This window comes from Halomonas sp. TG39a (assembly GCF_000744395.1).
Taxonomy (GTDB): Bacteria; Pseudomonadota; Gammaproteobacteria; order Pseudomonadales; family Halomonadaceae; genus Vreelandella; species Vreelandella ventosae_B.
This window is the reverse complement of the sequence record NZ_JQLV01000001.1, coordinates 375,137-387,665: the sequence shown is the minus strand read 5'-3', so window position 1 is coordinate 387,665 and position 12,529 is coordinate 375,137. Positions and strand designations below refer to the sequence as shown.

The following is a 12,529-nucleotide window of genomic DNA, read 5'->3' as shown; positions in this document are numbered from 1 at the left end:
GTTTAACGAGGTCGGCGATCGCCTTCTAGAAAGTTAGCCGTAAAGACCGCTTTGCCATGGGTCTCAAACGACCACTTCATCACATCGCTTAACGCTGCCATTACTTCGTCGAACTCGCCAAACACCTGGGTACTCATGCGATTCGGGTGTACTTCCAATCCCGTTGCCTCAAGGCGTTTCACCACCTCTTTGACCACCGGCTTGAAGCCATCGGCCAGTGGGTAGTAGCTAAGCTGTACGGAAAGATACATAACGCCTCCTTACGCTGTGTTTGAAGACCGACTAGCGTTCGCTAAGCGCTGCCAGGCAGCCAAAATAGCGGCACGTGTCTCATCCGGATGCTCCATGGGGAACATATGCGTACCGGGAACCTCGCTCACCGTTAACCCTTTACGCTTCAAGCGTTTTATCCGTGAAGCGGTCAGCAGGTGGGACTCTTTGCCTGCTACCAGTTCAAGCGGTACGCCCAACCGCTGGGGCAGGCGCGAAAGGTGATCGGGCAGATGGCGGAAAATTTCCACCTCAATACTCGGGTCAAAGGTCAGTTCAGCACTGCCGTCATCTAGTAAGCGCGTCCCTGCTTCAATGTAGTCGTTGAGTGCCTCGGGGGTAAAGCGGCGAAATAGCCCCCTCCTTCCCAGCGAACTCGCCATCGCTTCGCGACTCGGCCAAACAGTGCGCCGTCCCAAGGTTTTACCCGCAGGTGTGACCCGATCAACAAAACCAAACCGCTTGGCGGCTTTCATCGCCCAGGCATCGGTGCCCAGCATCAACGGCGGGTCGAGCATGATCACCCCGCAGAAGCGCTCAGGCTGTTTATCAGCGGCCATGGCCATTAAGGTGCCACCCAATGAGTGCCCCACGCCCAGCAGCGGCGTATTCGTCTCGGGTAGGTAGCTCAGCAGCTCATCCACCAAGTTGCCCCAGTTATGATTAACGGGGTAGTCAGGGTGGTGACCCAGGCGATCCAGAGGATGCAGATCAAAGGTCTCTGCCAGTGGGTTCAGCAGGCTGCGATAGCTTAAGCCCGGAAAACCATTGGCATGGGCAAACACTAAACGGGGACGTTGGGCAGCATTAGCAGACATGGCAAGGCTCGCGCGTTAAAAAGGCAGGAAGACAGCTAGTGTGAAACATGATTATTTACGCCGCCTATCATACATCTGTTTTAACGCGCTCCTGCATGAGCGTCAATCGACAAAAGGATTAACAGGCTAATTAAAACAGCGACAGCTGGTGTTCTTGGCTGTTTTCCGCCAGCCGATACCCCACGCCAAGCAGACGCACGGGACGCTCGCCCCTGGCCCAACCAACGTTAAGCAAGGTTTCAAACTGTTCAAGGTTGGGCGCTGGGTCGGCGTGCTCGACGGTGGTTTGGGTAAAATCGCTAAACTTCACTTTGACGATTAGCCCGCGCACCGCCAAGGGCGGATCAAGCCGAGCGTAGCGACGCTCTAAATCCTCGATCAGCGCCGGTAGCTCTCTACGGCAGGCATCCAGGGTGGGTAGATCCTGAGAATAGGTTTGCTCGGTACTAATCGACTTACGCTCCCGGTGGGTTTTTACCGGGCGTTCGTCGCGCCCCCAACTCAGCTCATGCAGCCGCCGCCCAAAACGGCCAAAGTGCTCGACCAGGTCGGTTAGCGTGCGGGTACGCAGGTCAGCGCAGGTGTGAATATCCAGCCCCGCCAGTTTCTCAGCCGTGCGGGGCCCTACCCCGTGGATTTTCTTGACCGGCAACTGTTGTACGAAGCTATCGACCTTATCCGGCGTAATCACGCACAGGCCGTCAGGTTTGTTCCAGTCGCTGGCAATTTTGGCCAGAAACTTGTTGGGCGCTACGCCCGCCGAAACGGTGATTCCCACTTCGCGGCTGACCCGTTCGCGGATCGCTTCGGCCATGAGTGTCGCGCTGCCGTGATGCTGGGTGACCTCCGAGACATCCAGGAAGGCCTCATCCAGGGAGAGCGGTTCAATCAGTTCAGTCACATCGCGATAAATGGCGAAGACCTGCCGGGCGACCACTTTGTATTTGGCCATATCGCCGCGAATCACGGTGAGATGCGGGCAACGCTTAAGCGCTTGCCCCATGGGCATTGCCGAATGAATTCCAAACTCACGAGCAGGGTAGTTACAAGTAGCGACCACCCCGCGCTGCTCGACGCTGCCGCCAATGGCAATGGGGATATCCCGCAGCGCAGGGTTATCACGCATTTCCACGGCGGCGTAAAAGCAATCACAGTCGCAGTGAATGATTTTGCGCACTGGCTACCCTTTTACCTGTAAAAAATCACAGTTTATCACAGGGATTAGCTTTTTATGTGCCGCAGAAGGTTCTTAGCACCTGCTCATTTTCCGTCGCAGGCGCTGCCAAACGACGCGCCTCAACCGACTCATCAAACGGCTTGGTCACCACCGCGAGAAGGGTATGGAAAGGCGCAAAATCACCGTCGTAAGCGGCATCAATGACCTCTTGAACCCGGTGGTTGCGGGGAATAATCACCGGGTTGGCGCTTCGCATGGCAGTAAAGCGCTCGACATCTTGATTGGCCACCTGCGCTTGCTGCCAAGTATCCAGCCACGCAGCTAGCTCATTCGGCTGGGTAGTCAGCGCCAGCAGCGCGTCACGCCCCTCAGCGCCCGGCGAGGCGGCGTACTGGGTCAGCGCGTCGAAGGTAGCGGTCATATCCATCCGCCCCTGATGCATATGGCTTTCCAGCGCTTCCATCAGCGGCACTGCCTGATCGCTGTCTGCTGCAAGGCCAAGTTTATCGGCGTGCAGGCGGTGCTGTTCGGCGCTGAACAATGGCTCAAAGCGGCGGATGGCAGCAGTGGCCTGCTCCACCAACGCGTCGCCTTCCTCACGCATTAACGGCAGCAGCGTTTCGGCAAAGCGGGCCAGATTCCACTGGGCGATCGCTGGCTGGTTGGCAAAGGCGTAGCGGCGGCCTTGATCGATGGAGCTGTACACCTTCTGCGGGTCGAACTGCTCCATAAAGGCGCAGGGGCCGTAATCGATGGTTTCACCGGCGATGCTGCAGTTATCGGTATTCATCACGCCGTGGATAAAGCCAACGCTGATCCAGCGGGCAATCAACACCGCCTGGCGGTCTACCACCGCTTCCAGCAGCGCCATATAGGGATCTTCTGCGTTGGCGGCATCCGGGTAATGGCGCGCAATCACATGATCTACCAGGGCTTTGAGCAATGCTTCATCCCGTTGCGCAGCGGCAAACTGAAAAGTGCCTACTCGAACATGACTGCTGGCCACGCGGGTAAACACCGCTCCGGGCTCTGCCATCTGCCGCACCACCCGCTCGCCGCTGGTCACCGCGGCCAGAGCGCGGGTGGTGGGAATGCCCATCGCGGCCATAAACTCGCTGACCAAGTACTCACGCAGCACCGGCCCTAACGGCGAACGGCCATCGCCACCGCGGGAAAACGGCGTGCGGCCGCTGCCTTTTAGCTGCACATCGCGGCGAACGCCATTCTGATCGATCACTTCGCCCAGCAGCAGCGCACGGCCATCGCCCAGTTGCGGCACAAAGTTGCCGAACTGATGCCCGGCGTAACCTAAAGCGCCCGGCTTGGCATCCGGCATGGGCTGGTTACCGCTAAACCAATCGGCAAGCGTTGTAGAGTCAGGTATCTCTTTGGCCCCTAGCTCATGGGCAAGCGGCGCATTGAACGCAATCAGCTCCGGGCTGGCCACCGGCGTTGCTTGGGTGGCGACCCAAAGGGGTTCAGGCAAGGTGGAATAGAGATGTTCGAATGGCAGCACGATAGGCTCCGCTATTGATGGCGATATCTACCTAATACCCTAGCACTTTAGTCAAGTAAACGCCGCTGCAAACAGCTCACAGCCTGCTCGAGCACCGGCGTCAACGGCGCCCGCCACTGGTGGGTCAATAGCGCATCTGCCCGGGTGACGCCGAGGGAGAGCGATGCTAGCGGGATGCCCCGCTCATGGGCGGCACGGCAGAAACGGTAGCCGGAAAACACCATCAACGACGTGCCCACAGCCAGCACCGCCTCCGACTCGGCTAATGCTACCTGCGCTGCCAGCCGCCGTTCGGCAGGCACCACATCGCCGTAAAACACTACGTCAGGCTTCAGGATGCCGCTGCAGCGCGGGCAGTCGAAAATACGAAAGGTGCTGAAGTCAGTTTCCAGGTCAGCATCGCCATCCGGAGCGTGCCCCGCCTGCAAACCAGTAAAGGTTGGATTCATACACGCCATTTCGGCATGCATGGCGTGGCGCATCATTTGATAGTCGCACACCATGCACTTCACCATGTCCGCTCGACCATGGAGGTCGATCACCCGGCGGGAACCGGCGCGCTGATGTAGGCGGTCAACGTTTTGAGTCACCAACTGCTGGATATAACCCTGGGACTCCAGCGCGGCCAACGCGCGGTGGGCGCCGCTGGCTTGGGCTTCGCGCATGGCGCTAAAACCGATCAGCGCGCGGGCCCAGTAGCGCTGGCGAACGTGATGAGAACTCATGAAGTCGCCATGCTGCACTGGGGGTGGCCGCTTCCACTGGCCATCCGCATCGCGATAATCGGGAATACCGCTGTCGGTACTCACACCGGCACCGGTAATCACCCACAGTTTTGGGTGCCGCTGAATAAAATCAGCCAGTTCCTCGCCCGCCTGGGCAACGCTTTCTGCAATTTCCACGGCCTGCGTCAATCGTTCACCTCTAGGCAATGTGGCTCAAACTCAACGATACTGTATAGCAACAGCGGGCCATGCAACGCGCCCTTTAACGGTTATTGTGCACCCAGGAGATACTCTTATGCAGCACGATCATGACATTATTATTGTCGGTGGCGGCATGGTGGGCGCCGCCATGGCGGCCCGCGTGGGTCATGCGGGCTTCTCCGTGGGGTTGGTGGAACACGGCGATGCCCCTACTCCCCCTAGCGGTGACTATGACCTGCGTATTTCCTCGCTGAATGCGCGCTCGTTAGCCTTTGTTAAGGCCAGCGGCACGGCTTTACCTGAGGAGCGTTGCTGCCCTTTTCGGCATATCGATGTTTCCAACCAGGACGGTACCGGCCACTCGCTGTTTTCCGCTGAAGATAGCGGCATGGATGACTTCGGCATCTTTATCGAAAACCGCACGTTGCAGTACGCGCTATGGCAACGGCTAGAACAGCTGCCCAGCGTCACCTGCTACACCCAATGCGCGCCGTTAAGTACGATCACCTCAAGCACTGGCCGCCTGCTGGAGCTGGATAATGGCAAAACCCTAAGCGCCCGTTTGATCGTCGGCGCCGACGGCGCGCAATCGACCCTACGTGAGCTAGCGGGGATCAACGTTAGTAGCCACGACTACCATCAGCGGGCGATGATCATTAACGTGGAAACCGAGCTGCCCCAGCAGGATGTCAGTTGGCAGGTCTTCACCCCCACTGGCCCCATTGCCATGCTGCCGTTACCCGGCCATCGCGCTTCCTTGGTGTGGTATGACACAGATAAAACCACCCAAGCCCGTGAACAGCTTGACGATGACGCGCTTAAAGCTGCCATCGAAATGGCCTTCCCTAAACGCCTGGGCAACCTTATCCGCATCGTCGCCCGGGCCAGCTTCCCCATCAAACGCCAACACGCCCAGCGCTACATCGGCAAGCGTCTGGCACTCATTGGCGATGCCGCCCATGTGGTGCACCCGCTGGCAGGCCAGGGGTTAAATATCGGCCTGCACGACGCCGACACCCTTGCTGAAATCATTATCCAAGGCCGCGACCCAGGTGACTATGTCAACCTACTCCGCTTTGAGTGCCAGCGCCGCGCGGCTAACCAAGCGATGATCGCCGCCACCGATACGTTTCATCATCTATTTACCGGTGCCAAGCCGCTGCGCCAACTGGGCGATTTAAGCCTGCAGGTTGCTGAGCGCTTCCCGTTCGCCAAGCGCATGATGATGCAGCAAGCCAACGGGCTGAATCCGTTTAAAATGCGCTGAGTCTCGTTTGGGCCGACACCGCTTTACATGCATACTGCCAAAACGGTAGGCCAAACAACCGACGATGGCATTAGCTTCAGCCGCGAGGACGGCCCACAGCTTCTCCGCCCGGGTGACGGCGAAGCCACAGGCGCTGCATCACTGGCCATCCTCTGCTTCAGAGGTCGCCTGTACATGTCTCTCTACGGCATCAATCAGCGCTTGCATACCAAAGGGGTCTAAAGGTTCGCCATTGATGAAAAAAGTCGGTGTTTGGCGAATCTGGTTTGCTCTGACATCCGCCATGTCTTGGTCGATCACCGCCTGTACGTCAGCAGAGGTAAGTTGTTCCTCGGCAGCCGCTCGATCAAGACCCGCTTCGCTGGCGATTTCCAGGATAGCGGATTCATCAAAACTGCCATGAGATGCCCACTGCTCCTGGCGAGCCAGCAGTGCCTCCAGTACCGGTTCGAACACCCCCTGACGACGCGCGACTTCCAACACACGAATGGCCTTATCAGATACGTCGCCGTGGAAAGGCGTGTAGCGCACGATTAGCCGTACTTTTTCCGGATAGGTTTCCAGAATACGTTTGGTAAGTGGATAGAAGGCGCGGCAGGCTTCGCAGGCCGGGTCTAAAAACTCAACAATCGTCACTGGCGCGTCTGCTTGCCCCAGGATTGGGGAGTGTGAACGCACCAAGGAACTCTCGGCCTGGGCACCATTCTCACTGGCCGCCTCAGCTTGCATATCCAAGAGTGCAGGTTTTGATACCATCACGATGGCAGCCGTTAGCATCAACGTACCCGCAAGCATAAAAGACGTTTTTTTGAACATTTTTCTCTCTCTGTTTCAAAGGTGTAGTTAAAAAGCTAGGTCGGGACGCTACGACATGAAGCCAAATGGTAAATAGACATCTAAACGAGCGTGCTTTGGCCTGTTACTCATGCCCATAAAGGTTGGCATCCTGATGCGCGTGATCAACATGCTCAAACTCCAAGCTGGAATGGACAATGTTGAAGCGCTTTTTTAGCTGATCTTTGATCGCTGCTTTCACTGATTCAAGCCGCTGCCAACCTGCTTCCGTCATGACCACGTGGCAATCAAGGGCGGCCGCATTTTCCTGCATCTGCCACAGGTGCACATGATGAATATCCTGGACACCCTCGATGCTTCGTACGGTTTCAATGACGCCTTGCCCGTCAATGTCAGGCGGAGATCCCAGCATCAGCGTGCGGATAGGGCCACCAATTTCTGAGAAGGCAAGGTAAAGAATATACAGCGCAATCCCTATCGTAATGGCGGGATCTACCCAACGCATGTCGTACAGCAAAATCAGTGAGCCGCCGATAATCACGGCGATGGAGGCAAACGCATCCGATAAGTTGTGCAGAAACAGAGCGCGTATATTGACACTCTCTTTTTGCATCGACCAAGTGAGCATGGCGGTAAGTGCATCGATGACAAGCGCGACCCCACCAATGATAACGATGATCCAACCCTGTATCTCAGGGGGATGGATCATGCGCATAGCACCTTCGTAAATCAGATAGACGCCGACGATAATGAGCGTGGTGTAGTTAATGAGTGCTGCCACTATCTCGATGCGGCCATAACCAAAGGTCATGTGCGCATCGGCGGGTCGTCTTGCGATTTTGCGGGCGGCAAAGGCAATGACGAGCGCTGCCATGTCAGAAAAATTATGCAGCGCATCAGCGATAAGCGATAGGCTTCCCGACAGAATGCCACCGACGATTTGGGCGATGGTTAACAGACCATTGGCCCAAATTGAAATGCTGACACGCCGGTCGCCAGAGGCCGGATCAATGTGGGCATGATCATGATGATGTCCCATCTGTTAACCTCATTTGGATTATTCATTCCCTTCACTATAAAACCTCTAGCCACTAAAGCTTCAACCCTTGAGTATTGTCTATTTGCACCGCTCCGGTGGGGTAACGCTTGCCTAGATACTGGCGTAGCGATCGAGCTGCAACTGCTCCGCAAATTGATTGATCGTCTTGGTTAGATTGGCAAAGGTGGGTAAATCCGGTGCCACTACGTGATACCTATAGGCAAGCGCCTCAATCACATCGCACCACATTTACGAGGGGGCAGCGAATCCGTTTAAAATGCGCTAGAACCGACTACGCTGAGAAGGCAGCGGCTCACTGTCGCCAATAACAACCACAATAACCTCTCATCTAAGGATCGCTTATGGCGCTTATACAACGGCACCCTCTGCTCACTGCCTCGGCCGTGATCGGTATCAGCCTAGTGGCCTCTTCATCGGTAATGGCCTGGGATGGCGTGATCGAAAAACAGACCTTCGAGATGGAAAACTTCACGACCCAAGGGGGCATGACCATTCCCGAGGTCACCGTGGGCTGGGAAGCCTACGGCGAGCTCAATGACGCCCGCGATAACGTCATTCTAATCACCCACTTCTTCTCAGGCACCAGCCATGCGGCTGGCCGCTATGAGGAAGATGGGCAGCCGACCGGCTACTGGGATGCCATCATTGGCCCTGGCAAACCACTGGATACCGATGAGTACTACATCATCTCCTCGGATACCCTGGTCAACCTCGGTGCCAATGACCCTAATGTCACCACCACCGGGCCCGCTTCCATCAACCCCGATACCGGCGAGCCCTGGGGGATGGACTTCCCGGTCGTCACCATCCGCGACTTTGTCGAGGTACAGCGCGAGCTGTTAGAGAGCCAAGGGATTGAATCACTGCATGCGGTGATGGGTGCCTCAATGGGCGCGCTACAGGCCATCGAGTGGGCCAGCGCCTACCCTGACCGAGTCGAGCGCTTAATCTCAGTGATCGGCGGCGGCGTTGCCGACCCCTGGCTGCTGGCCACGCTAAGCGCCTGGGCCGCGCCGATTCGGCTGGATGCCAACTGGAACGAGGGTAACTACTACGACGGCGAGCCGCCCACCGACGGCCTAAAAGAAGCACTGAAACTGGTCACTCTCAACGCCAACCACTGGCAATGGGCCAACGAAACCTTTAACCGCGACTGGGCCGATGAAGAACGCGACCCGGCTAAAGATATCAACGCCCGCTACGCGATTGAGCAAACCCTGGATGACATCGCCGCCGCCCGTGCCGCCACCTCCGATGCCAACCACCTGCTCTACCTGGTGCGCGCCAACCAAACCTTTATGGCAGGCCACGGCGATTCACTAGAGGAAGGACTTGCCGCTATCGAAGCACCAACACTGATGCTATACAGCGAAAACGATCTCGTCTTCGCCCCCGAAGGCGTGCGCGGCACCGCAGAGTTGATTGAAGCAGATGGCACCGACGTGACGCTTGAAACCCTGGAAGGCAACCGAGGCCACTTGGATGGTGTTGTTTCCATCAATCAAGCGAGTGATACGTTGCGGGCGTTTTTGAGGTAAGGGGGGGAGCGCTGGCTTTTAGACTAAAGCCAGCGTTTATCACACCAGCGCTGCTTTTTTTGCCAACATTTTAATGCATTCATTGCAGAGCAGCTCAAGTGCGGCCAATACGACGCAATCGGTGAAATACCTACAAGCTCAACCTTAAAATCCCAAAAACAGCATATCCAATGCCGCAGAAATTTCGTCTTGCTGCTCAGCAAGGCTACCCGCAATAAAACGCAATTCGCTTTCAGGCACAGCAGCCATGTACTGAGTCGCCATGACAACCTCTTGGCCCTGAATGTTGAACACCGGGTTTAGCCTTTGAGCAGGAGACGGTGCCGAGGATTTGGGCAGCAGTGGCACGACCACTCGAGTGTTCAAGCCACTGAGAAGATCTGTCTGAACATCCAGCAGATAGCCATCTCCACCCTTGTTTTCAAAGATATCGAAACGGGCCATTAGAACTGACGGTGCCGTGCAAGAGGCAATCCATTCGCGTCAACGTATGCATTCGAGCTTGCAAGGGCTGTGGCATTATCCTCCAACCACTGCTTCTGCTTATGCAGTTTTACCGCCTCCGCAATCCCTGCCTCTGCTGATCGTGAAACATTGATTCCCAGCGCTTTGGCCTCTTTTAGAAGGGCACTATCTAGCGATAGGTTCGTCGGCTTGCGTAGGGATTTGGGAACTTCGGCGGCTTGCATGATGCACTCCTCGCACATAACGATGCACTTAATATATGCGCATATTTATAGCACATCAATGTTGCGCGGCGCCAAGTTCAGAGCTACCTCGTGGATCAGCCATACTTCATTAAACTGGATAGTCTGGCTGCCTTTTTGCTCGGGCTAGCTTCGCCTTCTTTATACTGAAGAAGGTAGAAGGTAGAAGGTTTTAACATCCTGCCGTTTCCCATGCGCTCAGGCGAAACGCCTACTGAGCAACCCCTGCATGGCATTGCCGCCGCCCGCATTACTGCTCTGATTGAAGTGGGCGGCACCGGTAACCCAGGAAGGCAATCGAGGCCACTTGGATGGTGTTGTTTCCATCGATCAAGCCAGCGATACGTTGAGAGTTTTTGAAGCAAGGGCTTGAGCGCTGGCTTTGAGAGAGCCAGCGCTCTGACTCAATGTATAGGCGAATTAACTACCGAGCCTCATGCAAGCGTCCTTCCACATATTTATGAAGAATGCTGGCATCTTTCTTGAGCATCGCCTCAGCATACTGCTGATGCCTTGCGTTTCTGTCATTAACATCTGTCGCTCGTTGCAATTCTGCCGCATCGAATGCGTCCAGAATATCCTGCTCTTCTTTATTCAACCTACTCGTTTTGGATCTCCCAAATAGGCTGGATTGCGCTAACGTCTCCGCTGCCCTGATTTGTGAGCAGAAATGTCCTTGAGACCACCGGAAACATACTTGTGCAGAACACTAGAGACCAGAGATTGGTATGGCAGACCCTCTTCCAACGCTCGGCGCTGAAGCGCCTCAAGATCCCGACTGGAAATACGGATATTGATCCGCTTGTCTTTCTTGAACGTTTCTTCCGCTGCCTTCGTGAGATATTCCCGACGATCAGCATTCAGATCCGATTCAAACTCCTCGGAATCATATGCCTCAAGCAACTCTTGCTCTTCAGGCTCTAATTTAGTCCTAGCCATATTGCCCTCCTAGAAATTTCTTGGTGGCCTTGCGACTGGGAATAATCGTTTTGAGAAAAATTTCTCTCTCATTCTCGACGTACGGTACCAGCCAAGCGTAACCATCAATTCGAATCACAAACAGCCGCTGATTCGGATACCTATCCCTGTTTGGATGAGGCCCATCATCAAGCAAGCCACCTGACTGAAGAGCAAACAGGACATCTTCGAAGGAGACGCCACGCTCGCTCATCAACTGCTGGCTTTTTCAGGATTCCAGTTAGTTTGCTTCATGGGATGAGTGTAGCAAGCATGTGCCTATTGGCATCTTGCTAGCGCGAAGCATAGTGGAACAGGGACATTAGCGGCTAGCGTTTTCCTCGGCCACCTGACGAAGCGCATCGACCAACACGTCGGCGGGCTGGGCGCCCGAGACCAGGTAGCGTCCATCGAGAATAAGCGCCGGTACGGCGTTTACCCCTGCCTCCATGAATCGCTGCTCTGCCGCGCGCACTTCATCCGCGTACTGATCGGAGCGGGCGATGGCCTCAGCGGCGTCGCCGTCAAGCCCGACCTCAATGGCCTTCTCGCGTAGAACCTCTGGGTCTGAAGGGTTTTTCGCCTCACCAAAGTAGGCATCAAACAGTGCCAATTGCAGGGGCGTCTCTAGGTTCTGCGTTGCAGCCCACGCAAGCACGCGGTGGGCAGCGAACGTATTGTTCGCTCGACGCTCCTGGGCGCCACGAAAATTTAACCCAAGCTCTTCGGCCACCGCCATAATCTCACGCTGGGACTGCGCCATGCTGGCAGCATCCTTGCCGTATTTGCGGCACAAGTGCTCCAGGATCGGCTCGCCCTCAGGCGGCATGTCAGGGTTGAGTTCAAAGGGCTGCCAGAAGAGTTCAACGTCGATCTCGCCATCAAGGGTTTCTAGCGCTTGTTCCAAGCGCCGATAGCCGATCGCGCACCACGGGCAGGCTACATCGGACACCAAGTCAATTCTTACCTTTTGCATTTTGTATATCCCTTCGACATATCCCAAAATTCGATCAAACTAAAGAAAGTATGGTACGTGTATATTGTGAGTAACGGCAGTAGTGATTAGGAGACAGATATGGAAAAAGTAGCGTTAGCGTTAAGCACCCTATTACTGATCAGCGGGTGTGCTCAAAACAACAATACCGCCGCATCAGGCACGCCGGACTCAGATGTGTCGACCGAGCAAAACCAGCCCCACCACCCGGAGACCGATCAATGGGTTGGCCGATGGACAGGCGTAGAAGGGCTATTTCTGGACATCAGCAAGAACGAGGCTGCAGGCCCCGGCCATTATCTGCTTGAAATGCAGTACGGCCTGGATGCCGATCAAAGCGGGACCTTCGAAGGGCAGGCCACCGCCGAGGGCATTCGCTTCAACCGCGGGGACGGCCCGCAGTTGCTTCGTGCGGGCGACGGCGAAGCCACCGGCATGAAGTGGCTATTGGAAAAGGAAGACTGCCTGGTAGTCGCAACAGGTGAAGGCTATTGCCGCGACTGA

General features: G+C 55.9%; 16 protein-coding genes. 3 read left to right on the top strand and 13 right to left on the bottom strand.

From position 1 onward, the window contains the following. Positions 1-2: 2 nt before the first annotated feature. The 5 genes from U738_RS01815 to U738_RS01795 form a co-directional block, all read right to left on the bottom strand. Positions 3-251, bottom strand: a complete 249-nt coding sequence (locus U738_RS01815; RefSeq protein ID WP_035576738.1) for a YkoF family thiamine/hydroxymethylpyrimidine-binding protein — start codon at positions 249-251, stop codon at positions 3-5. 9 nt (positions 252-260) lie between these two features. Continuing rightward, positions 261-1,088 carry an alpha/beta fold hydrolase gene (locus U738_RS01810; protein ID WP_035576736.1) on the bottom strand — a complete coding sequence of 276 codons (828 nt, stop codon included), beginning with the start codon at positions 1,086-1,088 and terminating at the stop codon, positions 261-263. 130 nt (positions 1,089-1,218) lie between these two features. Beyond that, a complete protein-coding gene (dinB, locus tag U738_RS01805; RefSeq protein ID WP_035576734.1) occupies positions 1,219-2,265 on the bottom strand; it encodes a DNA polymerase IV in 1,047 nt (348 codons plus the stop codon). 52 nt (positions 2,266-2,317) lie between these two features. Then, the gene (locus U738_RS01800) at positions 2,318-3,781 is read right to left on the bottom strand and encodes a protein adenylyltransferase SelO (RefSeq protein ID WP_200882479.1); all 1,464 of its coding nucleotides are present in this window, start codon (positions 3,779-3,781) and stop codon (positions 2,318-2,320) included. Between the two features lie 47 nt (positions 3,782-3,828). Further along, entirely contained in the window at positions 3,829-4,695 is an 867-nt protein-coding gene (locus tag U738_RS01795; RefSeq protein ID WP_035576732.1) for an NAD-dependent protein deacetylase, read from the bottom strand. A 106-nt stretch (positions 4,696-4,801) separates the two neighbouring features. Here U738_RS01795 and U738_RS01790 point away from each other — a divergent pair, with 106 nt between their 5' ends. After that, the gene (locus U738_RS01790) at positions 4,802-5,974 is read left to right on the top strand and encodes a UbiH/UbiF/VisC/COQ6 family ubiquinone biosynthesis hydroxylase (RefSeq protein ID WP_035576731.1); all 1,173 of its coding nucleotides are present in this window, start codon (positions 4,802-4,804) and stop codon (positions 5,972-5,974) included. A 138-nt stretch (positions 5,975-6,112) separates the two neighbouring features. Here the strand turns inward: U738_RS01790 and U738_RS01785 are convergent, their stop codons facing one another. Further along, positions 6,113-6,790, bottom strand: coding sequence for a DsbA family protein (locus U738_RS01785; protein ID WP_035576730.1), 678 nt, complete (start codon positions 6,788-6,790; stop codon positions 6,113-6,115). A 103-nt stretch (positions 6,791-6,893) separates the two neighbouring features. After that, a complete protein-coding gene (locus U738_RS01780; protein ID WP_035576729.1) occupies positions 6,894-7,808 on the bottom strand; it encodes a cation diffusion facilitator family transporter in 915 nt (304 codons plus the stop codon). Between the two features lie 362 nt (positions 7,809-8,170). Between U738_RS01780 and U738_RS01775 the strand changes: the two genes are divergently transcribed. Continuing rightward, a complete protein-coding gene (locus tag U738_RS01775; RefSeq protein WP_035576728.1) occupies positions 8,171-9,367 on the top strand; it encodes an E22 family MetX-like putative esterase in 1,197 nt (398 codons plus the stop codon). 144 nt (positions 9,368-9,511) lie between these two features. Here the strand turns inward: U738_RS01775 and U738_RS01770 are convergent, their stop codons facing one another. The 6 genes from U738_RS01770 to U738_RS01745 all read right to left on the bottom strand — a co-directional run bounded on the left by U738_RS01770 (position 9,512) and on the right by U738_RS01745 (position 12,007). After that, entirely contained in the window at positions 9,512-9,811 is a 300-nt protein-coding gene (locus U738_RS01770) for a CcdB family protein (RefSeq protein ID WP_035576726.1), read from the bottom strand. After that, entirely contained in the window at positions 9,811-10,056 is a 246-nt protein-coding gene (locus tag U738_RS01765; RefSeq protein WP_035576725.1) for a type II toxin-antitoxin system CcdA family antitoxin, read from the bottom strand. The genes U738_RS01770 and U738_RS01765 overlap by 1 nt, the downstream gene beginning before the upstream one ends. A gap of 216 nt (positions 10,057-10,272) precedes the next feature. Beyond that, complete coding sequence (locus U738_RS23685) at positions 10,273-10,401, bottom strand: hypothetical protein (RefSeq protein WP_261377662.1); 129 nt, start codon at positions 10,399-10,401, stop codon at positions 10,273-10,275. A 97-nt stretch (positions 10,402-10,498) separates the two neighbouring features. Further along, on the bottom strand, positions 10,499-10,672 hold the full coding sequence (locus U738_RS01760) for a hypothetical protein (RefSeq protein ID WP_231896760.1): 174 nt from the start codon (positions 10,670-10,672) through the stop codon (positions 10,499-10,501). Between the two features lie 38 nt (positions 10,673-10,710). Continuing rightward, positions 10,711-11,013: a CopG family antitoxin gene (locus U738_RS01755; protein ID WP_035564496.1), complete on the bottom strand. Its 303-nt coding sequence runs from the start codon at positions 11,011-11,013 to the stop codon at positions 10,711-10,713. 340 nt (positions 11,014-11,353) lie between these two features. Continuing rightward, complete coding sequence (locus tag U738_RS01745; protein WP_035576724.1) at positions 11,354-12,007, bottom strand: DsbA family oxidoreductase; 654 nt, start codon at positions 12,005-12,007, stop codon at positions 11,354-11,356. Between the two features lie 99 nt (positions 12,008-12,106). On the opposite strand from U738_RS01745, the gene U738_RS01740 reads away from it, so the two are divergent. Further along, positions 12,107-12,529 carry a hypothetical protein gene (locus tag U738_RS01740; protein WP_035576723.1) on the top strand — a complete coding sequence of 141 codons (423 nt, stop codon included), beginning with the start codon at positions 12,107-12,109 and terminating at the stop codon, positions 12,527-12,529.

Bases quoted from the DNA above. Each gene is read 5' to 3' on its own strand.
- U738_RS01815 (WP_035576738.1), bottom strand. From the start codon at position 251: ATGTATCTTTCCGTACAGCTTAGCTACTACCCACTGGCCGATGGCTTC.
- U738_RS01810 (WP_035576736.1), bottom strand. From the start codon at position 1,088: ATGTCTGCTAATGCTGCCCAACGTCCCCGTTTAGTGTTTGCCCATGCC.
- U738_RS01790 (WP_035576731.1), top strand. From the start codon at position 4,802: ATGCAGCACGATCATGACATTATTATTGTCGGTGGCGGCATGGTGGGC.
- U738_RS01785 (WP_035576730.1), bottom strand. From the start codon at position 6,790: ATGTTCAAAAAAACGTCTTTTATGCTTGCGGGTACGTTGATGCTAACG.
- U738_RS01780 (WP_035576729.1), bottom strand. From the start codon at position 7,808: ATGGGACATCATCATGATCATGCCCACATTGATCCGGCCTCTGGCGAC.
- U738_RS01775 (WP_035576728.1), top strand. From the start codon at position 8,171: ATGGCGCTTATACAACGGCACCCTCTGCTCACTGCCTCGGCCGTGATC.
- U738_RS01770 (WP_035576726.1), bottom strand. From the start codon at position 9,811: ATGGCCCGTTTCGATATCTTTGAAAACAAGGGTGGAGATGGCTATCTG.
- U738_RS01765 (WP_035576725.1), bottom strand. From the start codon at position 10,056: ATGCAAGCCGCCGAAGTTCCCAAATCCCTACGCAAGCCGACGAACCTA.
- U738_RS23685 (WP_261377662.1), bottom strand. From the start codon at position 10,401: ATGGAAACAACACCATCCAAGTGGCCTCGATTGCCTTCCTGGGTTACC.
- U738_RS01755 (WP_035564496.1), bottom strand. From the start codon at position 11,013: ATGGCTAGGACTAAATTAGAGCCTGAAGAGCAAGAGTTGCTTGAGGCA.
- U738_RS01745 (WP_035576724.1), bottom strand. From the start codon at position 12,007: ATGCAAAAGGTAAGAATTGACTTGGTGTCCGATGTAGCCTGCCCGTGG.
- U738_RS01740 (WP_035576723.1), top strand. From the start codon at position 12,107: ATGGAAAAAGTAGCGTTAGCGTTAAGCACCCTATTACTGATCAGCGGG.